18 protein-coding genes are annotated in these 25,028 nt (G+C 73.0%); 10 read left to right on the top strand and 8 right to left on the bottom strand.

All coding sequences use genetic code 11. The annotated features are described in order from the left end of the window. Together ACIRRU_RS11975 and ACIRRU_RS11970 are read left to right on the top strand one after the other, a co-directional pair. Positions 1-1,083 carry an MBL fold metallo-hydrolase gene (locus ACIRRU_RS11975; RefSeq protein WP_403678962.1) on the top strand — a complete coding sequence of 361 codons (1,083 nt, stop codon included), beginning with the start codon at positions 1-3 and terminating at the stop codon, positions 1,081-1,083. A 201-nt stretch (positions 1,084-1,284) separates the two neighbouring features. Next, complete coding sequence (locus ACIRRU_RS11970; protein WP_403678960.1) at positions 1,285-2,193, top strand: TIGR03619 family F420-dependent LLM class oxidoreductase; 909 nt, start codon at positions 1,285-1,287, stop codon at positions 2,191-2,193. 118 nt (positions 2,194-2,311) lie between these two features. On the opposite strand, the gene ACIRRU_RS11965 is transcribed toward ACIRRU_RS11970, so the two are convergent. From ACIRRU_RS11965 to ACIRRU_RS11950, 4 genes are all read right to left on the bottom strand, one after another. Further along, a complete protein-coding gene (locus tag ACIRRU_RS11965) occupies positions 2,312-2,920 on the bottom strand; it encodes an antibiotic biosynthesis monooxygenase (protein ID WP_403678959.1) in 609 nt (202 codons plus the stop codon). A 47-nt stretch (positions 2,921-2,967) separates the two neighbouring features. Then, a complete protein-coding gene (locus tag ACIRRU_RS11960) occupies positions 2,968-4,407 on the bottom strand; it encodes an aldehyde dehydrogenase family protein (protein ID WP_403678957.1) in 1,440 nt (479 codons plus the stop codon). 207 nt (positions 4,408-4,614) lie between these two features. Next, complete coding sequence (locus tag ACIRRU_RS11955) at positions 4,615-7,446, bottom strand: AAA family ATPase (protein WP_403678955.1); 2,832 nt, start codon at positions 7,444-7,446, stop codon at positions 4,615-4,617. Continuing rightward, complete coding sequence (locus ACIRRU_RS11950; protein ID WP_403678954.1) at positions 7,443-8,345, bottom strand: LLM class flavin-dependent oxidoreductase; 903 nt, start codon at positions 8,343-8,345, stop codon at positions 7,443-7,445. The genes ACIRRU_RS11955 and ACIRRU_RS11950 overlap by 4 nt, the downstream gene beginning before the upstream one ends. Positions 8,346-8,651: 306 nt before the next feature. On the opposite strand from ACIRRU_RS11950, the gene ACIRRU_RS11945 reads away from it, so the two are divergent. Beyond that, positions 8,652-9,032, top strand: coding sequence for a winged helix-turn-helix transcriptional regulator (locus ACIRRU_RS11945; protein WP_403678952.1), 381 nt, complete (start codon positions 8,652-8,654; stop codon positions 9,030-9,032). Positions 9,033-9,175: 143 nt separating this feature from the next. Here the strand turns inward: ACIRRU_RS11945 and ACIRRU_RS11940 are convergent, their stop codons facing one another. Continuing rightward, positions 9,176-10,108 carry a zinc-binding alcohol dehydrogenase family protein gene (locus ACIRRU_RS11940; protein ID WP_403679139.1) on the bottom strand — a complete coding sequence of 311 codons (933 nt, stop codon included), beginning with the start codon at positions 10,106-10,108 and terminating at the stop codon, positions 9,176-9,178. Positions 10,109-10,658: 550 nt separating this feature from the next. Between ACIRRU_RS11940 and ACIRRU_RS11935 the strand changes: the two genes are divergently transcribed. From ACIRRU_RS11935 to ACIRRU_RS11910, 6 genes are all read left to right on the top strand, one after another. Next, entirely contained in the window at positions 10,659-13,016 is a 2,358-nt protein-coding gene (locus ACIRRU_RS11935) for a nitrate- and nitrite sensing domain-containing protein (RefSeq protein WP_403678951.1), read from the top strand. Then, a complete protein-coding gene (locus tag ACIRRU_RS11930) occupies positions 13,013-13,417 on the top strand; it encodes a roadblock/LC7 domain-containing protein (RefSeq protein ID WP_363201725.1) in 405 nt (134 codons plus the stop codon). Before ACIRRU_RS11935 ends, ACIRRU_RS11930 begins: the two co-directional genes overlap by 4 nt. 76 nt (positions 13,418-13,493) lie before the next feature. After that, positions 13,494-14,693 carry an ABC transporter substrate-binding protein gene (locus ACIRRU_RS11925; protein ID WP_403678949.1) on the top strand — a complete coding sequence of 400 codons (1,200 nt, stop codon included), beginning with the start codon at positions 13,494-13,496 and terminating at the stop codon, positions 14,691-14,693. 1 nt (position 14,694) lies between these two features. Beyond that, on the top strand, positions 14,695-16,809 hold the full coding sequence (locus ACIRRU_RS11920) for an ABC transporter permease (RefSeq protein WP_403678947.1): 2,115 nt from the start codon (positions 14,695-14,697) through the stop codon (positions 16,807-16,809). Next, the gene (locus ACIRRU_RS11915) at positions 16,806-17,639 is read left to right on the top strand and encodes an ABC transporter ATP-binding protein (RefSeq protein ID WP_403678945.1); all 834 of its coding nucleotides are present in this window, start codon (positions 16,806-16,808) and stop codon (positions 17,637-17,639) included. The genes ACIRRU_RS11920 and ACIRRU_RS11915 overlap by 4 nt, the downstream gene beginning before the upstream one ends. A 10-nt stretch (positions 17,640-17,649) precedes the next feature. Then, positions 17,650-18,378 (top strand): ABC transporter ATP-binding protein, encoded by a 729-nt coding sequence (locus ACIRRU_RS11910; protein WP_363201729.1) that lies wholly within the window; start codon positions 17,650-17,652, stop codon positions 18,376-18,378. Positions 18,379-18,426: 48 nt separating this feature from the next. Here the strand turns inward: ACIRRU_RS11910 and ACIRRU_RS11905 are convergent, their stop codons facing one another. Then, the gene (locus tag ACIRRU_RS11905) at positions 18,427-19,650 is read right to left on the bottom strand and encodes an FAD-dependent monooxygenase (RefSeq protein ID WP_403678942.1); all 1,224 of its coding nucleotides are present in this window, start codon (positions 19,648-19,650) and stop codon (positions 18,427-18,429) included. A 360-nt stretch (positions 19,651-20,010) separates the two neighbouring features. Continuing rightward, the gene (locus ACIRRU_RS11900) at positions 20,011-22,926 is read right to left on the bottom strand and encodes an AfsR/SARP family transcriptional regulator (protein WP_403678940.1); all 2,916 of its coding nucleotides are present in this window, start codon (positions 22,924-22,926) and stop codon (positions 20,011-20,013) included. A gap of 142 nt (positions 22,927-23,068) precedes the next feature. Between ACIRRU_RS11900 and ACIRRU_RS11895 the strand changes: the two genes are divergently transcribed. Continuing rightward, the gene (locus ACIRRU_RS11895; protein WP_403678939.1) at positions 23,069-23,434 is read left to right on the top strand and encodes a peptidase inhibitor family I36 protein; all 366 of its coding nucleotides are present in this window, start codon (positions 23,069-23,071) and stop codon (positions 23,432-23,434) included. Between the two features lie 126 nt (positions 23,435-23,560). Here the strand turns inward: ACIRRU_RS11895 and ACIRRU_RS11890 are convergent, their stop codons facing one another. Further along, positions 23,561-24,844: a sulfite oxidase gene (locus tag ACIRRU_RS11890; protein WP_403678937.1), complete on the bottom strand. Its 1,284-nt coding sequence runs from the start codon at positions 24,842-24,844 to the stop codon at positions 23,561-23,563. Positions 24,845-25,028 lie beyond the last annotated feature (184 nt).

Genomic DNA, 25,028 nt, shown 5'->3' with positions numbered 1-25,028 from the left:
ATGTGCGAGAACCGACAGAAGCCCATCGGCGTCGACCACACATCCGGCTTCTACGGGATCGACCACTACGGGTTCCCCCGCGCCGGCGCGGACGACCCCCTGGACCCCGAGGGGTACTACCCCCCGTATTTCCGGAGTGAGCACTTCCAGAAGTACGGCTACCACGTCGAGGAACTGCGTGGCGGCTTCTACTGGGTCACCAGCGCCGGTTACGACGCCGCGTTCGTCGTCACCGAGGAGGGCGTGGTCGCGATCGACGCCCCGCCGACGCTGGGCGAGAACATGCTGGCGGCGATCGAGGACGTCACCGACAAGCCCGTGACCCATGTGATCTACAGCCACTGGCACGCCGATCACATCGGTGCCGCCTCCGTGTTCGGACCCGGTGTCGAGATCGTCGCCCACCGCCTCACCAGGGATCTCCTGGAGCGCTTCCCGGACCCGAAGCGTCCCCTGCCGACGACGGTTTTCGACGACGAACTCGTCCTCGACGTGGGCGGCGTGACCCTGGAGCTCTCCTACAAGGGGGAAAACCACTGCCCGGGGAACATCTTCATCTACGCACCGCGGCAGAAGGTGCTGACCGCCGTGGACATCCTGAGTCCGGGAAGCGTCACCTTCATGCACTGCGACGCCTCACAGAACATCTCGGGCTGGTACGAAGCCCACGCACAGATCCTCGCGTACGACTTCGACTTCTTCGTCGGCGGCCACCACATGCATTACGGCACCTACGAGCAGGTCGAAACGTGCGTGGAGTATTTCGCCGACGTTCTCGAGGGGGCGACCGAGGCGGTCGAGCGGTTCAGCCGGTCGGACGCACTCGTCGACATCGTCTCCGACACCGGGTGGAACCGGATGTTCGTCGGAACCGAGAACTGGATCAACTCCATGGCCAACCACACCACCCGCCATGTGCTGGAGAAGAGGACCAGCGACGGCCGGCTCTGGTGGGAGCGGCTGGCGGGGGCCACCACCCAGACCAAGTACCACGCGTACACGGTGCTGGAGTCGATCCGGCTGGAGCGTCCGCGGCCGGACTACCGGCTGCGCGGCGAGAACCCCCCGGTCTTCCTGACCTGACCGCGCTCTCAGGAACACGCGCGGCGGGTGGTGCGGCCTTCGGCGCCACTCGCCGCACCACGCGGCCGGCCTGCCGCGCGGATTGGTCAAGCTCCGCGCGGGTCCGGTCCGTTGGACAGCCGATGGCCCGGGGCGACGCGACCTCGATAACATCGAAAGTGACGCTCCATCGATTTCGCCGAAATCCCGACAGGAGTCCGCATGCGCATAGGCTTCTCACTTCCGCAGTACGGTGCGATGTCCCAGGAACTCGGCAAACTGGCCGACTTCGCCCGTCAGGCCGAGGAACTCGGAGCCGATAGTCTGTGGGTGGGCGACCGCGTGCTGGCGGCCGTGAACCCGAGCGTCGGTTACATGGGCACCGACACGATTCCCTGGCAACTACGCACCATGCTCGACCCGTTCGTGGCGCTGAGCGTCGCCGCGGGCGTCACCCGACGGGCCCTGCTGGGCACCTCCACCCTCATCGCCCCCTGGTACTCCCCGCTGCTCCTGGCCCGTTCGCTGAGCGGGATCGACGTGGTGAGCGGCGGACGTCTCGTCGCCGGTCTCGGTACCGGGTGGTCGCCCGAGGAGTACGAGGGCGTGGGCGTTCCCTGGACCGAGCGCGGTGCGCGGCTGGACGAGTGCCTGGACGTGCTGGAGGCGGTGTGGGCCGGTGACCCGGTCGCCCGGCACGCCGGACGGCACTACGCCTTCCCGGCCGCCCACATCGGGCCCAAGCCGGTCCAGAGCCCGCGGCCCCCGGTCTACCTGTCCGGCTTCGCCCCGGCCTCCCAGCGCCGGGCGGCCCGCCGCGCGGACGGCATCCTTCCCGTGGCGGTGCCCGTCCGGGGATCCGTCTACGACCCGGCCGCCGTGGTCGGCAGGCCGTTGGAGCAGGTGCGCCGCGTCGCCGAGGCCGAAGGACGCGACCCGGCGGAGATCGACGCCATTCTGCGGGTCAACGCGGCCCCCGAGTCGACGGTCCGGGAACTCGTGGACATCATCCTCCGGACCGAGGACGAGACCGACGTCGATCACGTCTTCGTGGAGCTGGTCTACCTGGCCGACAAGGGCGTCGACCAGGCGCTGGAGCTGGTCCGCCAGATCATGGAACTGGCCCGTTGAGCATCTCGGCGTCCAGGATGCTCCCCGGGGCGTCGCGGCCGGGGCCGTCCTCCGGCTGAACCACCGGCCGAGACGCGGGGCCTGCCCGGGGCACCACGCCCCGGGCAGGCGCCGCGTCTCACCCGCCCCGACGCGGAGGGGCCGGTGCCCGTCCGTGCGCGGGGGCGGCGGAGGGATAGAGCCAGCCGCGAAGGACCCGCGTCGTGGCCGGCATCATCACGTACGTCATCAGCATGCTGAACAGCAGAGCGAGCACCAGCACCCGCACGGGCAGCGGGACGTCCGCGAGCGCGGGCCCCAGGAGCCCGTTGCCCACCAGGGAGACCGGCAGTACGGCGGCGAAGGCGGCGAGCGCCAGTTTCCACCGGGGCGGAGGCGCCGCGGCCGTCACGGGCGGCGGGGTGAACCAGGTTTCCATCGCGGAGAGTTCACGACGGGCCACCTCGGTCTGGTGGTGGCCCTCGCAGTTGTCGAACAGTGCTGCCCGCTCGGGCGACGCCGACCACCCCCGAGCGGCCTCACGGTCCCGGAACCGGTGGATGAGGACCCATGGTCCGGAGGCCGTGGGAGGCTGGAACAGACCGTCCCCGAGGTGGCCCGGGAAGGTGGCGGTGGCTCTGGTCACCCGCCCGAACCACTCCCTGAACTCCCGCTCGTAGCCGGGCTCCACCGAGCGCGCGGTGAGCAGCGTCACGTCGGTCGAGGTGACGTCGTCCGTCTCGGTCATCGCTTCTCGTCCCCTGCTGTCGATGGTGCCGGATGCCGTCGAGCCGGTCAGCGCCGCGGTGCGGCGTGGACGAGGTGCTTGGTCTCCTGGAACTCCTCGATCCCGCGGACCCCGTTCAGGCGGCCGACTCCCGACTGCTTGAAGCCCCCTTCCTCGAACTGGTCGTGGATCACGGCCCAGGTGTTGGTCCACACGGTCCCGCACCGCAGCTCGCGGCCCACGCGCAGGGGGCGGTCGGCATCACGGGTCCAGACGCTCGCCGCGAGACCGAACTCGGTGGCGTTGGCACGGGCGACGGCGTCGTCCTCCGAGTCGAAGACCTCGAAGGTGGCAACCGGTCCGAAGACCTCTCGCTGCACGATCGGCGCGGAGACGTCGACGACCTCGATCAGGGAGGGGCCCAGAAGCGCGTGATCGCGTTCGCCCCGTACGAGCACGGTGGCGTACTCCGCCGCGGCGGCCACGGTCTCCTCGACGCGCCGGGCGTTGCTCTCGTCGATCATGGCGCCCATCTCGCTCGCGGGGTCGTCGCCGGGCCCGGTCCGAACCGCTCCGAACGCCGCGACGAGCCGTCGCCGGAGTTCGTCGGCCGCGCCGCGCTGGACCAGCACCCGGCTGCCCGTCATGCAGAACTGTCCCGCGAACGTGGTGACGGCCTTCACGAGTACGGGGACGGCGGCGTCCAGGTCGGCGTCGTCGAACACGATCATCGGGGTCTTGCCGCCCAGTTCCAGGGACAGCGCCTTCAGCGTCGGAGCGGCCTGTTCCGCGATCACGCGGCCGACCGCCGTGGAGCCGGTGTAGCTGATGACGTCCACCTCGGGGGCGGCGACGATCTCCGGGGCGCCGGAGTTCCCGCTTTCGGTGAACACGTTCACCACCCCGGGGGAGAGGCTCGGAGTCCGCGCGACGACCTCGCTCAGAACGCCGTTGACCAGGCCGGTCTGTGCGGGCATCTTCATGGCGACCGTGCAGCCCGCGGCCAGAGCCGGTGCGAACGAGCGCACCGCGAGGATGACCGGTGAGTTCCACGGCACGATCACGCCGACGACACCGGCGGCTTCGCGCAGCGTCATCGAGTACACGCCGGGGCGCACTTCCGCCGCACGCCCGTGGTCGGTGACGGCGAGCGCCGCGTAGTAGCGGAGTTTGGCGATGGCTCCGGTGACTTCGAGGGCCGCCTCGGAACTGGTCTTCCCGTTCTCCCGTGCCAGCAGGGAGATCAGTTCGTCCGCGCGGCGTTCGAGCCCGTCCGCCAGTTCGGTCAGCGCCGAGGCGCGCCGGTAGCGGTCCCGGGACCACGCGGTGGAGTCGAAGGCGCGTCGGGCCGCTGCTACGGCCAGCCTCGCCTCCTGCGCGCCGCCGTCGGCGAACGTGCCGAGCAGTTCGTTCGTGGCGGGATTGCGGGACTGACCGCGGGCGCTGGACTCGTGCCAGGTCCCGTCGATGTAGTGCGGGGCGTGGGGCAGGTTTTCGGTGGTGGGCATGGGTGACCTGTCGTCGTGCGTCGGTGGGAAGGGGTCGGTGCGGTGTGGGACACCGGCACAGGGGTCAAGGCGCGGGAGAGCCGCGCGGGAGTTCGCCGGGGGGAGTCGAGGGAAAGGCGGGCGGGGAAGTCGGCGGGACGCGGATCCGTGGGGCGGACGGGGCCCGGGTGGGGCGAACGCGTCGCGCGTCCGCGCCGCCACCGCGGTTCAGTGCCCGGGGTGTGTCCGGCTCAGTTCCGTCCGGCTGTTGATGCCGAGTTTCCCGAAGACGTTCCTGAGGTGGTGGCCCACGGTGCGGGGGCTGATCCGCAGGCGCAGGGCGATCTCGCGATTGGTCAGGTGCCCGGCCGCCAGCTGGGCGACGCGCCGTTCCTGGGAGGTGAGAGGTCTGATCTGGTGGGCCCTCCGGCCTGCCGGGCGTCCCGGCGGTCCGGTGAGTTCCCGCTCCCGCTGCGCCCGTCGGCGCAACGGGTCCGCCCCGAGCCGCGCGAAGGAGGTGATGGCGCCGTCGAGGTGGAGGCGCGCGTCCAGCCGTCGTCGGTCGCGTCGCAACCACTCGCCGTACAGCAACTGGGCCCGGGCGTGGAGCAGCGGGTGTGATCGAGCGCCCGGGACGTCGAGCGCGCCGCGGAAGGACGTCTCCGGGTCGACGTCTCCGAGGAGCGCGTGGGTGAGTTGGGCGCTGGCGCGGGCCCAGGGTGCCCCGGTGCGGCGCGCCCAGGCCTCCAACGCGTGGGCCTGCGCCTTGACGACATCGCGCCTCCCGGTCTGTACGGCCGCCTCGGCGGTGTCGAGGGCGGCCAGCAGCGCGAAGGTCGGGTGCCGCGCGCCGTGGCCGGGCTCGGACAGACACAGCAGTGTCGCCAGCGCCTCGTCGGCACGGTCCGCGAACAGCGACGACATACCGCGATTCCACTGCGCGGCCGCGCTCAACGCCCGTACGCCCCGGGGAAGTGACGTCTCCAGGGTCTCGGCGGTGAGTTCCGCGACCGTGTCCTGCTCGCCACGGAGCGCGGCGAGCCACCCGAGGCCGTTCCGGCCGGAGGAGGCCACGTGGTCGGCTCCCATCGCCTCGGCGAGCCGCAGTCCCTCGGCGGCCGAGGACTCCGCCTCCGCCCACCGCCCGGCGACGATGTCCAGCGTCGCGGTCTGCGCCAGGGCCACGGCGAGGCCGAGTTGAGCCCGCCCGTACCCCTGCCGCAGGTGGGGCAGGTGGGAGCGCAGGGCGTCCCGCATCCGCTTCTCGATTCCCCAGGCGAGCCCGAGGGCTACGGGGGGCAGCGACGGCGCCGCGGCGGTGCGGGTCCACGCGAGGGCGTCACCGGCCTCCGCCTCGTCCGCCGCTCCCGCGTCACCGGGCGCGACGCCGTTCCGCCCGGCCGACGGGCCAGGCGGCTCGGTCCGGCTCTCAGGGGCCCGCGCCACCAGGAGCTCAAGCGCTCCGGCCGCCAGATCGGCGCGTCCGGCGCACCAGGCGGCGTGCGCGGCCAGAGTGCCCAGTCGCTCGGAGGTGGCCGGATCCGGGACTCGGCCCATGTCGGCGGTCAGGTAGCGATGGGCTTGCTCGGGTGTGCCCCGGGCGAATTCGACGACCCCGCGCAGACCCCGGCTGTACGAGGCCGTGTCAGCTCCGGGAGCACGCTGTTCGGCCTCGTCGAGCAGGCGCTGCGCCGTGGTCGCCCAGCCGGAATCCCACGCGGCCCTGGCCGCCGCGGCACGTCGGTGCGCCGCGGCGACCGGCGTGATCGAGAGGTCCGCCGCACGCAGCAGCGCGCGTGCCGCCGCCTCGGTGTCCCCACGGAGCCGGAAGCGGACCGCGGACCGCTCCAGTAGCGTCGCGACGCCGTCGTCCGGGTCGTGGGTGACGGCGGCGAGGTGCCAGGCCCGCTCCTCCGCCGTCTCGGGCAGCGTCGCGGCCAGAGCCCGGTGGGCCCGCTCCCGCACCGCGGCGCGGCAGCCCTCGTAGACGGCTCTCCTCACCAAGGGGTGCCGGAAGCCGACGCGATCGCCGTCGGCGCGCACCAGGCCCGCGTCGGTCACCTCCTCCCAGGCGGCGTCGTCGGCCCCCGAGGCGTAGCCGGCTCGTCGTACCGTGTCGCGGCTGCCGTGCTCCTCGGCCGCCGTGAGGACGGTCAATAACCGCGCCGAGGCGCTGAGGGCTTCGATTCCCGAGCGGAAGGCGCGCCGCAGCCGTGGCCCGACGTACGGCGGCCCCTCGTGCGTCCCGTGGCGGTCGGCCTCACCGCCGTCGCCGATGCCGGTGGTGGTGTCGCCGTTGACGCCGGTGCTGATCTCGCCGCTGGCGTCGGCCCTGAGTGAGGCCGTCTCGTGCAGGGCCAAGGGGTTGCCCGCCGCTTCCCCGGTCATGGCGCGAAGCGTGGCCTCCTCGGCCCAGGGTGCCGCGGACGCCAGAAGCCGCCTGGCGCTCACCTCGGTGAGCTCCCTCACGCGCAGCTGGCCGATGCCCTCCCAGGGACGGGCGGCCGGATCGCTGTGATCGGCGATCACGACCACCACCGGGTGCTCCCGGACCCGCCGGGCGACGAAGCCCAGCACTGAGGCGGTGGGGGCGTCGAGCCACTGGGCGTCGTCCAGCGTGAGGAGCACGGGCTGCCGCTCGGCGAGTCCGCACAGCAGGGACAACGCCGCCGATCCCACCGCGAGGCGGTCCGTCGGCTCGTCGCTCCCCGCGAGCGCGGCGCGCAGTGCGGCGGAATGGGGCGCGGCGAGTGACCCGGCGCGCCTGGTCACCGGTCGGAGCAGACCGTGCAGCCCCGCATGGCCCAGGTCGGACTCGGACCGCACAGCGGTATGGGTCAGCGGCAGGAAGTCCGCGGCCTGTTCGCGTACGTAGCTCAGCAGCGCCGACTTGCCGATGCCCGGCTCGCCCCACAGCACGAGCCCGCCTCCGGCCCCGCCGCGGGCCCGGGACAGCAGCTCGTCGAGCGCCGCGGTCTCCTCGTGACGGCCGAACAGCTGCCGCCGCCCCGCGGCCGCCGGGGCCGGAGCAGGGGTGTGGTCGGGGACGGTCGAGGTCATCCCGCGCGCTCGATCCGGACGAGTTCGCGGACGCGTGGGGCGACCTCGCGGCCGAACAGGTTCAGGTCGGAAGGTTCGTCCGAGGCGAGGATGAATCCGGAGACGCCGTACCGCAGGGCAAGCCCGGCGAGCTGTTCCGCCCAGTCGTCGGGAGTGCCCTCCAGCAGGCCGCCGCCGCTGCCGGTCGTGAAGCGGCCGGTGACGTTGAGCAGGCGGCTGATCTCCGCGGGTTCACGGCCGGCGTCCGAAGCGGCCTCGTCGATCTGCCGGTTCATCGTCTCCAGGGACGCGGGGCCGTCCGGCAGGAACCCCAGGGAGGGCAGCCAGCCGTCGGCGATCCGGCCGGTCAGCCGGAGCATCCGGGGCTTGTAGGCGCCGATGCGGATCGGGATCGGGTGGGCGGGCGCGGGTCCTCGCTTCGCGCCGTTCACCGAGTAGAAGTCGCCCTCGATCCGCAGCGGCCCCGGCTCGTCGGTGGCCCACAGCCCCCGGATCACGCGTACGGCCTCCTCCACCGCCTGTACGGCCTGGGCCGGCTGGAGCCGTCGGCCGCCCATCGCGACGATGCCGTCCCAGAACGCACCGGCGCCGATGCCCAGTTCGACCCGGCCGCCGGTGAGCCTGTCCAGGCTCGCGGCCGCGCGGGCGAGCACGGCCGGGGGCCGCAGCGGAAGACTCAGTACGTTGCCGCTGATCCGGATCCGTTCGGTACGGGCCGCCGCATACGCCATCAGAGTCCAGGTGTCCTGGAACGCCGACTGGTAGGGGTGGTCCTGGAAGCTGACCACGTCGAGTCCCGCCTGCTCGGAGGTGACGGCCAGATCGACCGGCGCCGCGGCCGGCTGGGCCACCGGGGTGATGAAGCTGCCGAACCACAACTGGTGTCCGTAATCAGGCATATGGCGTTCCTCCGGAGTGGTGCACAGGAAAGGTCTGCTGCGTGGACGACGCCTCCGGTGGAAGCCCCGCCCACGCCGGGCTCCCGGTCCGCCCCAGGGCCTCGCCGCACGGTCAGGTCAACTGGCGAGCCCCTGAGCGATGTCGGCGGATCGACACGTCCGGCCTCAGCGGGCGCCCGCTGATCCCCGGGCGCCGAGTGGGCCCGGCCCGCATGGCCCGGTTCCAGGCTGCATGCCGGTGACCAGGCACGGCAAACGCGACATGACCAGGTCATCAATGCTGACCAGCTCCCGTAACATGACCGCATGACCGCCTCTCGACAGCCTCACGGCTCCGCCACCGACACCGGCCGCGAGCCACAGACGGACTCCGGGCACATCGACGAGGACACCTGCCGCAAGTTCCAGCGTGCGGTCGAGACGGTGGGCAGGAAGTGGAGCGCCGCGGTGCTGCTCGCCGCGACGCAGGGGACGCGCCGTTTCTCCGAGTACCGGACGCGGATCCCCGGAATCTCCAACCAGCTGCTGTCCCAGCGCCTGCGCGAGCTGGAGAGTCACGGACTGATCGAGCGCGTCGTCGTACCGACGACGCCGGTCCAGATCACCTACCTGCCCACCGATCGAGGGGTCAGCCTCATGGGCGTTCTCCACCCGCTCATCGAGTGGAGCGACCGGAACGAGGAATAGGGGGGTGAAGGGGTAGGGGACGGCGAGGCGGCGGCAAGGAGCGCGGCCGAGATCGGACCGGCGCACTCCCCGCCGTCCTCGTCCCGTACGTGGGAGGCGCGGCGCGGCGCGCCTCCCACGTACGGGAGGGAATCGTCACGTCGTCACGGAACCAGGACGATCTTCCCGGTGGTGCGGCCCGCCATGCTCCTGCGGTGCGCGGCGGCGGCCTCACGCAGGGGGTAGCTCTCCTCGACCATCACCTTCAGCCGACCCGCCCCCGCGGCTTCGGTGAGCTGGAGGCGGGCGGCCCGCCGGATCTCGGTGCCGGGGTCCGCGCCCGGCTCGCCCCCCAGCAGTTTGATCCCGGCCCGCGCCCCTCGCTCGAAGCCCGCGATGGTGGTGATACGCGAGCGGTCCCGCACCAGTGCCACGGAGACGTCCACCGCCTCGTCCGTACCGACCAGGTCCGCCGCCGCGTCCACACCTCCCGGCGCCGCTTCGCGCACCCGGTCCTCCAGTCCCGGCCCGTACGCCACGGGCACCGCTCCCAGCTCGCGCAGCAGCCCGTGCTTGGGCTCGCTCGCGGTGGCCACGACGGTGAGGCCACGAGCCACCGCGAGCTGCACGGCCATGAGCCCGACCCCTCCCGCGGCGGCGTGGATCAGCACCGTCTCCCCCGCTTTCAGGCCGATCGCTTCGAGGACGTGCACGGCGGTGACGCCCGCCCCCAGCAGCCCGGCGGCCTGCTCCCACGGCAGCCCGTCAGGCTTCGGCACCACGGTCGAGGCCGGTACGACGAACTCCGTGGCGTAGGCGCCCGGGGCACCGTAGGTGATCACCTCGTCCCCCACCGCGATCGGCCCCGCAGGCCCGACCGCCCCGGCACCGACCGCGGTCACCACGCCCGCCGCCTCGGCACCGAGCCGCACCGGCAGCGCCTTCGGGTCGGTGCCGAAGGCACCGCTGTAGGACTTGTGGTCGAAGGGATTGACCCCGGCCGCACGGACCGAGACACGCACCTGGCCCTTGGCCGGCTCCGGGACATCGACGTCGACCACCGACAGAACTTCCGGGCCACCGTAAGCGCCCGCCACCACCGCAATCGTTTCTCTCATGCCACGGGAACGGCACCGCGGAGTGCGCTATTCCTTTTCCTTTTCCTTCACCGCGTCACCCGTGCTCCTCGCGGCCATCACCGCGTCGCTGGGGCCGGAGCGGTGACACCATCGTCGTCACGGAGCGTGCTCCTCGGCCCGGCCCGTCGGCCGCGCGCACCGCCCCGGGAGGGGCGGACGCCGGGCTTCCGGTCGGACAGGGCGGTCGGGGCGGGGGGTTGCCGTCACAGCATCGCCGGTGCGCTCCCCCGCACCTCCGAGACAAATCCCTCTCGACGGCTACCCGCTTTGCACCTACTTGTGAGCAAGGTCGATTGAAGAGTGCTCTTTTCTGCGCACCAATGCCATCTTTCCCTGTTCATCGGATCACGTGTCTGTCTAGGATCATGCCGCGCTGCCTTGGGCTCAGGGGTATCACCAGCCCCTGGCAGCCCTCGTGTCCCGCTGATCTGCACGCCCCCCACGATCCGTTAACAGGTATCTCCGTGCCATCGACGCAGAGCGCCGGTTCTCGCTTAGGAGCCGCGCAGTGAAAATCAACCGCCGTCTCATCCTCCTCGTCAGCGCGCCCCTCACGGTGGCCGTCGCCTATTCGGTGCTGGCCCTGGCGCCCGCGGCCCAGCAGACCCTCCAGGCCGACCGGCTGACGTCCATGGTCCAAGCGGCTGACGCGGCAACCGACTTGGCCTACCAGCTGCAACGTGAGCGAGCCGCCGCGACCGTCCTCGCGGCCGACCAGGGTGACAGCGACGACTTCCGCTCCCGCAGCGCGGCGACGGACGCGAGCATCTCCACGTTCCAGGACCGGACCACCGGGCTCTCGGGAGTGCCGGGCGGCTCCCGGGGAGCTCTGGAACGCATCCAGCTGTTCATCGAGGAGATACCGGGGCTGCGGGCGCAGGCGCGCTCGGGCGCCGGCACCATCTCGGCCCTCACCTTCGGCTACCGCATCGGCATCGCCGACCTGAACAACTACCGCGACGGCATCGCCCAGGCGGATGGCGTGGACGCCGACATCGCGGACCGGATCCGGGCCGCCGCCGCCCTGTCCGAGGCGTCGGAGCACGCGGCGCAACAGCAGGTCACCGTCATGAGAGCGCAGGCGGCGGGCGGCTTCACGGTTGCGTCGCGGCGGACCTTCGACGGAACGCGGCTCGGCTACACGGAGTCCGTCCGTTCGCTGTACGACCTCGGTCCCGGCGAGTGGCGGACCTGGCTGGAGCGCACGCTCTCGGGTGCGAAGGCGCTGGAGGCCCGCCGGCTGGAGGACCGGATCGGGCGCACGGAGGTGGGCACGGACATCGATGTCACCGCCCAGGAGTGGCGGAAGGCCTCCGCGGACCGCCGTGACCTGCTGCGTTCGGTCGAGGAGCGGGTCGACCAGGCCGTCATCGCCAAGGTCTCCGACGCGCGGACCGTGCTCGTCTGGACCGCCGTGGCGGAGATCGCCCTGGTGGTGCTGACCCTGATCGTGGTCATCATCGTCGCGATCCGGCTGGGACGCGCCATGATCCGGCGGCTGAGCGAGCTGCGCAACGCCGCCCACGAGGTCGCCCACACCGGTCTGCCCGCCGTGATGAGCGAGCTGTCCCAGCCAGGGGCGCTGCGCGGGGCCTCGCCGGAGGACGTGGCGCGCCGGACCGGTGATCCGGTCAGGATCACCGGCGAGGACGAGATCGGGGAGGTCGGCGAGGCGTTCAACTCCGTGCACCACGAGGCCGTCCGGCTCGCCGCTCAACAGGCCAACGCCCGCGTCCAGTTGGCGGAGACGCTGGTGAGCGTGGCACGACGGGGCGCACGGATGACCGCCGTCATGGTGTCCGAGCTGGACACCGTGCAGCGCGACGAGGCCGATCCCGCCCGGATGAGGACGCTCTTCGCACTCGACCACCTCGCCATTCGCATGGAGCGCAACACCAACAACCTGCTGGTGCTGGGCGGTTACGGAAACGCCCGGGTGCGTCCGGACGACGCGGGATGCTCCACCGTCATCATGGCCGCCGCCCAGCAGATCGAGCAGTTCGAGCGGGTGTCGCTGGGCGCGATCGAGGCGGGCATCGGGATCACGGCGCGGGCCGTGCACGACGTGGCCCACATCCTGGCCGAGCTCCTCGACAACGCGACGCGCTACTCGGCCCCGGAGAAGCGGGTCGGGGTCGCGGTCTGGCGGCTGTGGGACCGGGCCGTGGTCCAGGTCGTCGACGAGGGCATCGGCATCCCCGCCGACCGCCGCGCCGTGCTCAACAGCGCCCTGCGGGCGCCCGAGACGGACATCGGTGACGTGCGGAGCATGGGTCTGCACGTCGTGGCCCGGCTGGCGGCCCGTCACGGCATCGTCGTCGAGCTGCGCGACTCCTCGGGGCCCGGCACCATCGCCGAGGTGACGCTGCCCGCGAACGTCCTGGCCCAGAACTTCCAGGAGAGCCCGTTCGGTGCGGAGGACGTCGGCCGGACCCGCAGGCCGGCCCCCCGGCAGCCCGTGGCGGTCGGAGCGCCGCCCGGTCCGCCCGGCGGCCCGGACCACCCGCGGGAGGCGGCCCGCGACACCGCACCCGCCTCCCGGGCGCCCGCGCGGTCCGGCGGCCCCGTGCCCTCCGACCTCGGCCCCAACCCCGGCTCCGGCCCGGGTGAACCCGCCTCGCGGATCGCGGGCACGAGTTCCGCGGGGCTGCCGCTGCGTCAGCGCAAGGCGCCCCAGCAGTGGCCCGCCGCCGGGAAGCGGAGCACCGCCGAGCGGCGTCCCGGCGCCACCGCCGACCACTCCCCGCGCCGCCGGAACTCCCGGCAGGTCTCCGACGTACTGGCGGCCTACACCCAGGGGATCAACCGCAGCACGCTTCACCGGGGGCGCAGCACCCCGGACGACACCGAACGGACCGAGACATGACCACCCCCTCCGACCTGAGCTGGATGCTGGGCAACTTCACCCAGCGGCTGCCGGAAGTCACCAGGGCCATCGCCGTTTCCGTGGACGGACTCGCCGTGGCCTACGCCGGTGTGGAACGCGACGACGCCGACCGGCTCGCCGCGATCGCCTCCGGAGTCGTCAACCTGCTCTCCGCGGCCGCCCAGTTGACCGAGACCGACCCGGTGGAGCACAGCCTCACCGCCATGGAGGGCGGATACCTGTTCTCCATGGCGATCTCCAACGGCGCCTCGCTCCTCGTCACCACGACACGCGAGGCGGACATCGGCGAGGTCAGCTATCTGATGTCGGAGCTGATCAACCAGGTCGGTGACGCGCTCTCCCCGGAGATCCGCGACTCCCCTCTCGCCTCTCCGCACTGAGCGTCCCCGGCCCCCGCCGGCCGTCGGCCGGCCGGCGCACCCACCCCGCTGTCCCCCTCATGTGATGAGAGTCCTCATGTTCTTCCGTACATCCCATCTCCCCCGCAGAGTCCGGCCGTTGGGAGCCGCCGCCCTCGCCCTCGGCCTCGCCGCCGTCACCGGGTGCAGCGGAGACGCCGGTTCGGGCGACGGCACCGTCAAGGTCGGTCTGGTGGCCTCCCTCTCGGGCACCTACGAGCCCGTGGGCACGGAACTGCGCGACGGCTTCAAGCTGTATCTGGACACCCACGGCGGCAAGCTGGGCGGCCGCGAGGTCGAACTGATCGTCGCGGACGAGGGCGACGGGCCGCCCACCGCGGTCCCGGCCGCCACCAAGCTGGTCAAGAAGGACAAGGTGGACGTCCTGACGGGCCTGGTCGGCGGCGGGTCGGTCAACGCGGTGCTGCCCCTGGTCCAGCAGGCGAAGATCCCGTTGCTCGGGTCGAACGCCAGGCCCCCGGTCAAGGACCTCGAGTACGTCTGGACCACGAGCTTCCTGTCGGACGAGCCGGGCAGGGCCATCGCTCCGTACATCAAGGAGAAGGTCGACGGACCGGTCTACGCCATCGGTCCGGACTACCAGGGCGGCTACGACGAACTCCGGGGCTTCACCGATGAGTTCAAGCGGGTCAAGGGGAAGCTCGCCAACCCCGGCGGAAAGACCACCTGGACGCCGTTCCCGAAGACGACCAACTTCATGCCGTACTTCGCGGAGATCGCCAAGACGGACGCCAAGGCGGTCTACTGCTTCTACGCGGGGAAGGCCGCCATCGACTTCGCCAAGCAGTACGCCCAGTCGGACATCGCCGACCTGCCCCTCTACACGGCCTTCGTGACCGAGGGCAGCGTGCTCCAGGCCCAGGGTCCCGCGGCGGAGGACATCTACTCCGTCCTGAACTACGCGCCGGACCTGGACAACGAGGCGAACCGTACGTTCGCCGCCGACTGGACCGCCGCGCACGACACCCTGCCGACCACCTACGCGATGGCCTCGTACGACGCGGCCGCCGTGCTGGACAAGTCGATCGCCGACGCGGCGGCGAAGGGCGAGGTGACGCCGCAGACCATCAACAAGGCCATCGCCGGGCTGGGGCAGATCGACAGCCCGCGCGGCGCCTGGGAGTTCGGCGACAAGGCGCACTCCCCGGTGCAGACCTGGTACCTGCGCCAGGTGCGGCCGGACGGCTCCCGGCTGTCCAACGTGATGGTCCAGGACCTGGCGACCCTCGGCAGCTGACATGGACCTGCTGGATGCCCATCTGGTGCCGGCGGTGGACGGCGTGGCCTTCGGGCTGCTGCTGTTCGTGGTCGCCGCCGGACTCAGTCTCGCGTTCGGTACCGCGGGCGTGCTGAACCTGTCGCACGGCGCGCTGTACGCGGTCGGCGCCTACACCGGCGCGTCCCTCAGCGACGGCACCTGGGGCGGGCTGGTCCTCGGGCTGGCGGCCGGAACCGCCGCCGCCTGCGTGGCCGGGGCGGGGCTCGCGGCGGCGACCGCTCCGCTGGCCGGGCGGGGGCACCTGGCGCAGGCCCTGCTGACGTTCGGGCTGGCCCTGATCGGCGGCGATCTGCTCATCCAGATCTTCGGGGCGGACGAACTGCCCGTCCGGGTCCCCGAGGCCCTGGACTCGTCGGTGATGCTGCTGGGGCACCGCTACCCCGCCTACCGGCTCTGCTTCATCGTGATGGCCGTGCTGCTCGCCGCGTTCGGCACCTGGGTGCTGACCCGCACCAGGATGGGGGCCGCGGTCCGGGCGGCTGCCGACGACCCGCAGATGCTGGCAGCCACCGGGTTCAGCCCCCGGGCCGTGCACACCGGAGTCCTGGCGGCGGCCGGTGCGCTGGCAGGGGCGGCCGGGGTGCTCGGCGCCCCGATCCTGGGCCCGGGGCCCGGCACCTCGGAGAACGTGCTGATGCTCTCCCTGGTCGTGGTCGTCCTCGGTGGGCTGCGCTCGCTCTGGGCGACCCTGGCCGCGGCGGTCGCCGTCGGCCAGGTGCAGACGCTCGGCGTCTCCCTGGCGCCGTGGCTGGCGCCGTACCTGCTGTTCGCCGCGATGGCCGCGGTGCTGGTGCTGCGGTCCCGGTTCACCGAACCGGCGGCGGAGCACGGCGGCCAGAAGGCCCCCCGGGACCCGGTGGACCGGCTCCGCCGTGCTCTCGCGGTGCGACTGCGCCACCGGAGCGGGCCGGACGGCCCGCCCGTGGCCCCGCCCGGGGCGGACGCACCCGGCCACCCCGGCACCCGCCCGTCCGACGAGGGCAGTGGTGTCGGCGGGACGCTCATCGCGGTCCGCCGGGCGGTGGCCCGAGTGCAGGGAACCGCCGCCGCGGACCGGGGCGGGCTGCGGCGGGCCGCTCCGCTGCTCGTGCTGCTCGCGGTGCTCTGCGCCCTGCCGTGGGTCCTCGACGCCTACAGCATCTCCCTGGCCGGCTCCGCCCTGGCGCTGGGACTGCTCGCGGTGAGCGTCACCGTTCTGACCGGATACGCCGGGCTCCCGACGCTCGGACAGACGGCGCCCTTCGCCGTGGGCGCGTACGCGACCGCCAACCTGGCGGACGCCGGGTGGACCTCCGGTCCCGTCCAGATCGTCCTCTCCGCGATCGGCGCGGCGGTGTTCTGCGCCGTCGTCGGACCGGCGGTGATCCGGGCTCGCGGCACCACCGTGCTCATGATCACGCTGGCGATCGGCGAGCTGACCGGCGCCGTCGTCAACCAGCTGAAGTCCGTCACCGGAGGCGCGGACGGTCTCGTCGGCTTTCCGGCCACCCAGGCGCTCTGGGGCGGGGAGGGAATGACCGACGAGAGCGACCTCTACCTCTACGCGCTGGCGGTCGCGACCGTCGCGGTGGCCATCACCCTGCTCGTCCTGCGCTCCCCGGCGGGGAAGCTGCTGACCGGCACCCGGGGCGCCGAGGCGCGGATGCGCGCCTCCGGACACCCGGTGGGACGCTATCTGCTGGTGGCCCACGTCTGCGCGGGGGCGCTGGCCGGGGTCGGCGGATCGCTGATGGTCACCGTCCAGCAGTACCTCTCACCCGCCGACGTGGGATTCGAGATCGCGGCGTTCGCCCTGCTCGCCGTGGTCATCGGCGGATCGACCTCCGTGGTCGGCGCCCTGCTGGGGGCCGGGCTCATCGTCGCCACCCGGGACTGGCTCGCTGGTGCGTGGCCCGGCCACGGGCCCCTGCTGCTCGGCGTCCTGTTCGTGGCCGCCGTCTACCTGCTGCCCCGCGGTCTGGCCGGTCTGCGGAGCACCCCCGCGACGGCCCCGGCCGACGGTCCCGTCACGGGCACGGTGTCCCCGGCCGACGCGGCCTCCGCCTCCCAGCCCGCCGGAAAGGTCTCCCCATGACAGCCGCACCGGCCGCCGGGTCGCCGGTACTCGACCTGTCGGCCCTCACCCGCAGGTACGGCGCGTTCACCGCCGTCGACGACGTGAGCCTGCGGTTGCCCCCGGGCGCCCGGCACGCCGTGATCGGCCCCAACGGGGCGGGCAAGACCACCCTGCTCAACCTCATCGCGGGCACCGACCGGCCCGACCACGGCACGGTCGTCCTGGACGGCGCGGACGTCACGCGCAAGGCCCCGCACCGGCGCAGTCGCCTCGGCATCGCCCGGAGCTTCCAGCACCCCGTGGTCATCGGGGAGTTGTCGGTGCTCGACAACGTCACCCTGGCCGGCTGGCCGCACCACCCGCGCCGTCGCGGCGCCTGGCGCAGCCCCTCCCGCTACCGGGAGCACACCGAGTCCGCCCTCGCCAGGCTGGAGACCGTGGGCCTGGCCCCTCTCGCGCGGCGCCCGGCTCACACGCTCTCCCACGGGCAGCGCAGGATGCTGGACCTCGCGGCCGCCCTGTCCGGAGCGCCCCGGCTGCTGCTCCTGGACGAGCCCGCGGCGGGACTGACCGACGTCGACATCGAGCGCCTGCTCAGCGTCCTCGGGGCGCTGCCCGCGAGCGTCGCCGTCATCCTCGTGGAGCACCACGTGGAGGTGGTCGCCGAACTGGCCTCCACGGTGACGGTGCTGGCCGCGGGCCGGGTCCTGGTGACCGGGCCGACGCGCGAGGCCCTCACGGACCCGCGGGTCCGTGAGGCGTACAACGGCACCGCGGCCGCGACCGCCGCGGACAGCGGCCCTCCGGCCGGTGCCGACAAGGTGGCCGCCGCGGAGACGAGAGGATGACAGATCCCCGATGCTCGAACTGAACGCCCTGAGCGCCGGTTACCACGGCGGCACCGTCCTGCACGGGGTGGACCTGTCGGTTCCCGCCGGAACCGTGCACGCGGTCGTCGGGCACAACGGCGCCGGGAAGACCACCCTGGTGCACGCCGTCGCCGGGCTCGTCCGCCCGAGCGCGGGGTCCGTGCGCCTGGACGGCCGCGAGACGGCGGGCCGCCCGACGCACCGGGCCGCCCGCGCCGGGATCGGTCTCGTACCGCAGGGCCGCCGGGTCTTCGCCGGGCTCACCGTCGAGGAGCACCTGCGGCTGTCCTACCGTCCGCCGGCCCGGGGGGACACCACCCGGCCCAGTGTGTGGACCCCGGCCCGGGTCCTGGAACTGCTGCCCCGGCTGGGCGAGCGCCGCGGCAACCGGGGCAGCGACCTCTCCGGCGGCGAGCAGCAGATGCTGGCGCTGGCCCGCGCTCTCCTCGGCTCGCCCCGCGTGCTGCTGCTCGACGAGCCGACCGAGGGGCTGGCGCCCGCACTCGTCCGGCAGGTCCACGACCTGGTGGAGATCCTCGCCGCCGAGGGCATCGCGGTCCTCCTGGTCTCCCCCAGTCCGGCGCAGGCCGCGAGGTGCGCGCACACGGTCACCGTCCTCACCTCCGGCCGGGTGACGCTGCGGGTGGACGGAGAGACCGCCCGCGGCGACGACTCCGTGCTGCGGGCGGCGCTCGAACTGGCTCCGGCGCCGCGCTGAGGCGGTTCCGCCCGGGGCCGGGGGCGGGTGACCGTCCGGGCCCCGCCCTCAGCCGTCCGCGGGCTTCATGCTGTGGCCGCCGAATCCGCTGCGGCCGTCGGAGCCCTGGTTCTGATCCCGCCACCAGGCGTCGAACCGGCTCTGCTCCATCGACGACCAGTCGGGGGTCCGCTCCACCTGCGTGGCGCCCATCCGGCGGGCGAGGGCGACCATGGCCGCTCCGACCGGGCCGCGCCGGGTGTCGTAGCTCTCCAGGATCTCCTTCCAGCTTCCGCCGTCCCGCCAGGCGGCCTCCAGCGCCGTGGCGTCCTGGAGCGCCTTGACACTGCCGCCGCCTATGTGGGGACGGGCCACGCTCGCCGCGTCGCCGACGAGGGCCAGCCGCCCGGAGGTGTAGTGCGGTACCTCCAGGTCGTAGATCGGCTGGATGAACGTCGTGCCGGCGGGGGTGCTGAGGACCTTGGCCGCCCAGAACGGCGGGAAGTGGTCGGCGACCAGGGCGCGCAGGTGCCCGGTGAGCTCGGAGGTGAGCCGGCCTGGCGGCAGGGAGGTGGGGGTGCGCAGGTCGGGGTGGAGGCCGTCGATCCGCGGAGGGCTGGTGTAGAGCACCCAGTTGAGTACGTGAGCGCCCTTCCCGTCCGGGATCCGGTAGATCATGCAGTGGCCGCCGGGGAAGACGATGTTGTGCGCGTCGCGGCCCTCGGAGGGCAGGCCCGTCACGTCCGGCGAGGTGCCGCGCCAGCCGACGTATCCGGCGTATGCCGGTCGCGCGCCGGGGAACATCGCCTCGCGTACCACGGAGCGGTATCCGTCCGCGCCGATCACCAGGTCGAAACGTTCCCGCCGCCCGTCGCCGAAGACCACCGACGCACCGTCGGTGTCCGCCTCCACGGTGGTGACGACCGCGCCGGAGCGGTAGTCGACGTTCTCGGGGACCCGGCGGCGCAGTTCGCTCCAGAGCGAGCCCCAGCTGTAGGCACGGAAGGGGAAGGGCTGCTCGCCCACGGCCCGGCCGTACTCCGCGTCGCCGTCCCGCGCGCTCCAGACCCGTCGGGTCAGCGGCGCCCAGGGCATCTCCGGGGTGACGTAACCGGCCGCTCTCAACTCCTCGTACCGGTCGGCCTGGAGGGCTATCCCGACGCCGCGGTCCCGGAGTTCGGCGTCGGCCCTCTCCAGCACCGTGACCCGCTCGGCGCCTCCGCGGACCGCGGCGAGGGCCGCCGCGCATCCCGCGATGCTGCCTCCGACCACGGCGATGCTGCCTCCGCGCACCAGTGGTACCTCTTTCCTCACCTGGGGAGCCGCCCTCGCGCACGCTCGGGCGAGGAGACGGCGCGGTCGTACGTCGCGCTGCGCCGTCGGCGGTCGAGCCGCGGCTCCCGGCGACGACCGCACGGACAGTCCTCCGACCTTATCGATCATCTGCCGTGCGAAGAAGGGGGGTTGGCGAAGGCGTCAGCGCGGGCCCGGTGGAGGAGGCGGGGGCCGGAGGCCTCGCCGCCGGGCTGCTTGAGCGTCAGGAGGGTGGACGCGATGCCGGACCTGTACGGGTCGCACGCGGGTGCGGTACGCGGATCACGGACGGCCGGTCCGCGTCGGGCGCGACCCCGTCCGGTCAGCGGCGACCGCTGCTCAGGTACCCAGATGCGGGCTGCCGTCGGGCGAGCGGGTGTTCTCCCGGATGTGCCGGCGCATCGCGTCGGCGTCGGCGTGCATTCCCCGGTCGGTGTAGATCCCGGCGGCCTCCTGCCAGCAGGCGGCGGCTTCGGCGGCGTACCCGAGGTGGTGCAGCGAGGTGGCGAGGACCGCGAGGGGCCGGGCGAGTGTCGCGTCGTGGCAGCCGATCGACGCCCGCCCGAGTTCGACCGCGCGCCGGCCGTGGACGAGTGCCGCGTGGTGGTCGCCCGTGCCCTGCCGGCCGCGGGCGACGACCGCGAGGGCGCATGCCTCTCCGTCGGTGTCGCCGATGAGGCGGCGCAGGCGCGCGCTGCGTGTGCCGTGGCTGATGGCCTGGTGGTGGTTGCCGAGGTCGGCGTGGAGGTCGGCGAGGTTGCCCTCCGCGACCGCTTCCCACCGTCCGGGGCCGAATCCGCGGCTGAGGGCCAGGACCTCCTCGAAGTGCCGCAGAGCTTCGGTGAGCTGGTTCTGGAGGCGTTTGACCTGGCCGAGCTCGGTGCGGGCGGCGATCTGGAGGTGGATGTCGCCGACGTCCCGGGCCAGGCCGGCCGCGCGGGTCAGGTCGGGCTCGGCCTCGGGACGCCGCAGGTGGGCCAGTGCCTCTCCGCGGGCGAGCAGGACGTTGGCCTCGTGTTCGCGCCGGCCGGTACGCCTCGCCGCTCGGAGGGCCGCGGTGGCGGTGGCGATGCGGTCCTCCCAGGCGCCCGTGAGGACGAGGAATCCGAGAGCGTCGATGAGGTGCACGGCGTGGTCGTCCAGCCCGTGGTCGACGGCGTGGTGGAGCGCGGCGACGAGATTGGTCCGCTCGGCGGTGAGCCAGGTCCAGGCGTGGTCCCGGTCGTTCAGGGGGTGGGGGTGAAGCGGCGCGGGGAGGCCGGTCGTCAGGCGGGTGCAGGTCGGGTAGACGTGGCGGTCGGCGGAGTGGGCGGTGTGGGTGTACCACGTGAGGACCGCTTCGAGGGAGCGGTGGCGGTCTTCCCGGGGGTCGCGGTGGTGGGTGAGCTCGGCCGCGTACGCGCGCAGGAGGTCGTGGAAGCGGTACCGGTCGCGAGCGACCGGTACGATGAGATGGGCGTCGGCCAGCGCGTCGAGGAGCACCCGGGTCTCGCGTGGCGGGAGGTGGACCAGGGCCGCCGCCGCGGCGGTGGAGATGTCCGGGCCCGGGTGCAGGCCGAGGTGCCGGAAGAGGTGGGCCTGCGGTGGGGTCAGCCGGTCGTAGGACCAGGCGAACACGGAGCGGACCGCCGCGCGGGGATCCTGGTCCCGGCTCAGCGCGTCGAGGGCGGAGTTCTCTTCCATGAGCTCGGCGACGATGTCGGCGAGCGCGAGGTGCTGGTGGGCGGCGGCACGTCCGGCGGCGATCCGCAGGGCCAGCGGCAGCCGGGCGCACAGACGGACGAGACCGTCGACGGCGGCGGGTTCCGCCGCGGCCCGCCGAGGACCGATGACGCCGATGACCAGGGCCGCCGCCTCCGAGGGGCGCAGCACGTCGAGGGTGAGCCGGTGGGCGGCTTCGGTGACCACCAGACCGCTCATGCTGTCGCGGCTGGTCACCAGCACCATGCACCCGGTTGTTCCCGGCAGCAGCGGCCTCACCTGCTCGGCGGCGCACGCGTTGTCCAGCACGATGAGCACGCGGCGTCCGGCCAGCATGGTGCGGAAGAGCCCTGAGCGGGCGCCGGTTCCGGCAGGTACGGCCGCCGGCGGGACGCCGAGCGCGACGAGGAAGTCTTCGAGGACCTCGTCGGGGGTGGCGGGCCTGCCGGGGCCGTACCCCCGCAGGTCGGTGTGGAGCGTTCCGTCGGGGAAGCGGTGCTGGACCCGGTGGGCCCAGTGCACGGCGAGGGTCGTCTTGCCCACGCCGCCCGAGCCGTCGAGTGCGGAGATCACCACCGCCCGGCCGCTGCCGGGTTCCTGTCCGCACGGCGGCAGGAGGGCGTCGAGCGCCTCCACATGCCCCTCCCGACCGGTGAAGTCGCGGATGGTGTGCGGTAGTTGCCGGGGGACGGAGGGGGCGACAGCCGCAGGAGGACGGGGCGCGGGCACGGACCCAGCCGTCCCGGACACGGCCCCGCCGGGACGCCTGGACCGTGTCCGGGACGGCTGGGAATCCCCGGCCAGGATCTGCTCGTGCAGTCGCCGCAGACCGGCTCCGGGGCCGACGCCCAGCTCGTGGGCGAGGGACGTGCTGAGGCGGTGGAAGGCGTGCAGGGCCTCCGCGCGGCGGCCGCACCGGTCGAGCGCGGTGATGAACTGCGCGTGCAGTCCCTCGCGCAGCGGGTTCTCCGAGACGAGGCCGCTGAGTTCGTCGACGACGTCCCCGTGCTGCCCGAGCTCCAGCCGCCACCCGGCACAGAGTTCCAGCGCGGCGAGCCGTTGCTCGTCCAGCCGGGCGGCCGGTCCGCTCAGCGTCGCGCCTCCCAGCCCGTCGAGCGCGGGTCCACGCCACAGGGCCAGGGCGGACCGGATCACCCGGACCGCCTGGTCCAGTCGGCCCTCGTCCGCGTGGCGGCGGCTGTCGGCCAGCCGGGCGGTGAACCGGAGCGCGTCGAGCTGGCTCTCACCGACGCGGATCCGGTAGCCGCACTCCTCGGTGACGATGAGCCGCCGTTCGCTGTCGTCCAGATGCTCCCGGAGTACCGAGACGCAGTTCCGCACCTGCTTCACGGCGGTACCGGGCGGCTCGTCCTCGAAGACCGTCTCGATGAGCCGGCTCAGCGGCACCGGGGAGTTGGGGGCGGTGAGCAGGCCCGCCAGCAGCCGCCGACGGCGCGCTCCGGGCACCGGCAACCGGTCACCGCCGGCCCGGACCTCCAGCGGCCCGAGCACCTGGAACTCCATCCTCGGGGCCCTCTCCCTGCCGGTGCTCACCGATGCGCAGCATAGCGATCACACAGCGTCGGCCAGGTCTGTCCGGCAGGCGATGACGGGACGGGGACGCCATGAGGACGGTGTGCGCGACGGTTGCCCCTGCAACTGCCACACCCGTACCGGAACAACCGAGGAGACCGAGATGAAGTCGACCCACCCCCTGCGCTCCGCGCTCGTCGCGGGCGTCATGGCCCTCGCCGCGGCGTCCACCACGCAGTCCGCCCACGCGGCGCCCCCGCAGGCCATGGACGAGTGCGCGAGCAACGCGATCTGCCTGTGGACGGGCGTCAACTACACCGGCGTCAAGTACACCTGGACGAGCGGCTACAAGGACCTGCCCGCGGCCTGGCGCGACCACTCCTACTCCTTCATCGCGAACCGCGCCGGCGGCTTCATCGACTGGAGCGGCGGCCAGAAGGTGTGCCGCACGGTGAGCAGCGGCCACTACGCCACCCGCTACGACCAGGGTTTCGGCACGAAGATCGACGCGGTCGACACCCGGTGCTGACGCACGACGGCACCATCGCTCGGCCGCACCGCTGAGGGATCGGTGGCCGGAGGGACGGAACCACTCCGGCCCTCCGGCCACTGCCCCGCCCGGCGAAGCGGGCCCGACGGTCGCCCGCACCGTCGCTCACACCACCGTGACCGGGTGCCGGACCACCGCGTCGAAGAGGTAGCCCTGCGTGTTCGGCACCGATGTCGTGGGCTGGGTACGGCCGCGGGCGTCGGTGGCGCGGGCGAGCAGGGTGGCCGGGCCCCGTGCGCCGGGACGCCAGTCGAGCGACCAGCGTGTCCAGACGTCGGCGCGCGGCACGTCGTGCAGCCGGGCGCGCCGCCATCGCTCACCGCCGTCGGTACTGACCTCGACCTTCACGACGGCGCCCGCGCCGGACCACGAACGGCCGTGCAGCCTCGTCCGCACACCCTGCGGGAACGTGGCCCCGCTCGCCACCTCGAAGGCGCTCTTGAGGGTCTGCCGGGTGAGCGGTGCGCTGCCCTCCGGCGGATGCGCGGGCCCGAACAGCCGGTACAGCGTCGTGTTCCACGGCGAGTACAGGGGTTCTTCCGACACCTCCAGATCGCCGACCCACTTGACCGACGAGATACCGATCCACGACGGCACCACCACCCGCACCGGGTACCCGTGGTCGGCCGGGAGCGGCTCGCCGTTCATCTCGTACGCGAGCAGTACGTCGTCCAGTGCCTTGGCGAGCGGCAGCGGCCGCCGCACCCGCCCCAGGTTCTCGCCGTTGGTGAGGAAATCGGCGTCGAGCCCACGGGGTTGGACGTCCTGGGCGTACCTGGTCACACCTGCCCGCCACAGTACGTCCCCGAGGCGCACCCCGCGCCACCTCGCCACCCCGATCGCTCCGAGCGTCCACGACGTGCCCGTCACCGTCTCGCCCTGCTGGCTCGCGTAGAAGCTGCGCCCGTTGCCCGCGCACTCGACGAACGCGGTCCGCGTGGTCGACGGCAGCCGCCGCAGGTCGTCGTACCCGAACTCCAACGGCCGGTCCTCCCCGCGTCGGCCCCGCAGCCCGCTCCCCCAGACCTTCAGCCGCCACTCACCCGCGTCGAGCACCGGCGTGAAGGTGTGGTTCCTGACGAAGAACCGCTCGTTCGGCGTCGTGTGCCCGGTCCCCCGCAACGCCTCGAACCGCGTCTCCGCGTTCGTCCCCCGTGGGACGAACCACTCCGGCGGCAGCGGCTTGCGTATCGTCGGCTCGGCGGCGACCGCCCGCGCCGGAGCCGTGAGCGGCACCGTGGCCGCCGAGCCGGCCGCGGCCAACAGGCCCAGCATCGCCCGCCGGCTCACCCCGTGGGCCCCTGCCCTCCCCTCTCGCCACTGCCGCAACCGTGTTCGGTCGTAGGCGACTTCGTCACTCGTCCGGAAGTTCGACACGTCAGCAGGCATGGAGATTCCTCGTCATCTCAGGGGAGTCACGGGCTGGGGCGCACGAAAGGAACCGGCCCGCATCGGGCCGGATGGGCGAGAACGAGAAGAGGTCAGCCGACAACCGGACAGAGCGCGGCGGCAACGCGGAGGAGATCCACGGTCCTGCGGCGCGTCAACGGCTGGGGCATCGCCATGCCGGGAT

This window comes from Streptomyces sp. NPDC101181, assembly GCF_044767975.1.
Lineage (GTDB): Bacteria > Actinomycetota > Actinomycetes > Streptomycetales > Streptomycetaceae > Streptomyces.
Note: the sequence above shows the minus strand (reverse complement) of the source record. Positions and strands in the feature narration are given on the sequence as shown.

Bases quoted from the DNA above. Each gene is read 5' to 3' on its own strand.
- ACIRRU_RS11975 (WP_403678962.1), top strand. From the start codon at position 1: ATGTGCGAGAACCGACAGAAGCCCATCGGCGTCGACCACACATCCGGC.
- ACIRRU_RS11970 (WP_403678960.1), top strand. From the start codon at position 1,285: ATGCGCATAGGCTTCTCACTTCCGCAGTACGGTGCGATGTCCCAGGAA.
- ACIRRU_RS11965 (WP_403678959.1), bottom strand. From the start codon at position 2,920: ATGACCGAGACGGACGACGTCACCTCGACCGACGTGACGCTGCTCACC.
- ACIRRU_RS11960 (WP_403678957.1), bottom strand. From the start codon at position 4,407: ATGCCCACCACCGAAAACCTGCCCCACGCCCCGCACTACATCGACGGG.
- ACIRRU_RS11955 (WP_403678955.1), bottom strand. From the start codon at position 7,446: ATGACCTCGACCGTCCCCGACCACACCCCTGCTCCGGCCCCGGCGGCC.
- ACIRRU_RS11950 (WP_403678954.1), bottom strand. From the start codon at position 8,345: ATGCCTGATTACGGACACCAGTTGTGGTTCGGCAGCTTCATCACCCCG.
- ACIRRU_RS11945 (WP_403678952.1), top strand. From the start codon at position 8,652: ATGACCGCCTCTCGACAGCCTCACGGCTCCGCCACCGACACCGGCCGC.
- ACIRRU_RS11930 (WP_363201725.1), top strand. From the start codon at position 13,013: ATGACCACCCCCTCCGACCTGAGCTGGATGCTGGGCAACTTCACCCAG.
- ACIRRU_RS11925 (WP_403678949.1), top strand. From the start codon at position 13,494: ATGTTCTTCCGTACATCCCATCTCCCCCGCAGAGTCCGGCCGTTGGGA.
- ACIRRU_RS11920 (WP_403678947.1), top strand. From the start codon at position 14,695: ATGGACCTGCTGGATGCCCATCTGGTGCCGGCGGTGGACGGCGTGGCC.
- ACIRRU_RS11915 (WP_403678945.1), top strand. From the start codon at position 16,806: ATGACAGCCGCACCGGCCGCCGGGTCGCCGGTACTCGACCTGTCGGCC.
- ACIRRU_RS11910 (WP_363201729.1), top strand. From the start codon at position 17,650: ATGCTCGAACTGAACGCCCTGAGCGCCGGTTACCACGGCGGCACCGTC.
- ACIRRU_RS11895 (WP_403678939.1), top strand. From the start codon at position 23,069: ATGAAGTCGACCCACCCCCTGCGCTCCGCGCTCGTCGCGGGCGTCATG.
- ACIRRU_RS11890 (WP_403678937.1), bottom strand. From the start codon at position 24,844: ATGCCTGCTGACGTGTCGAACTTCCGGACGAGTGACGAAGTCGCCTAC.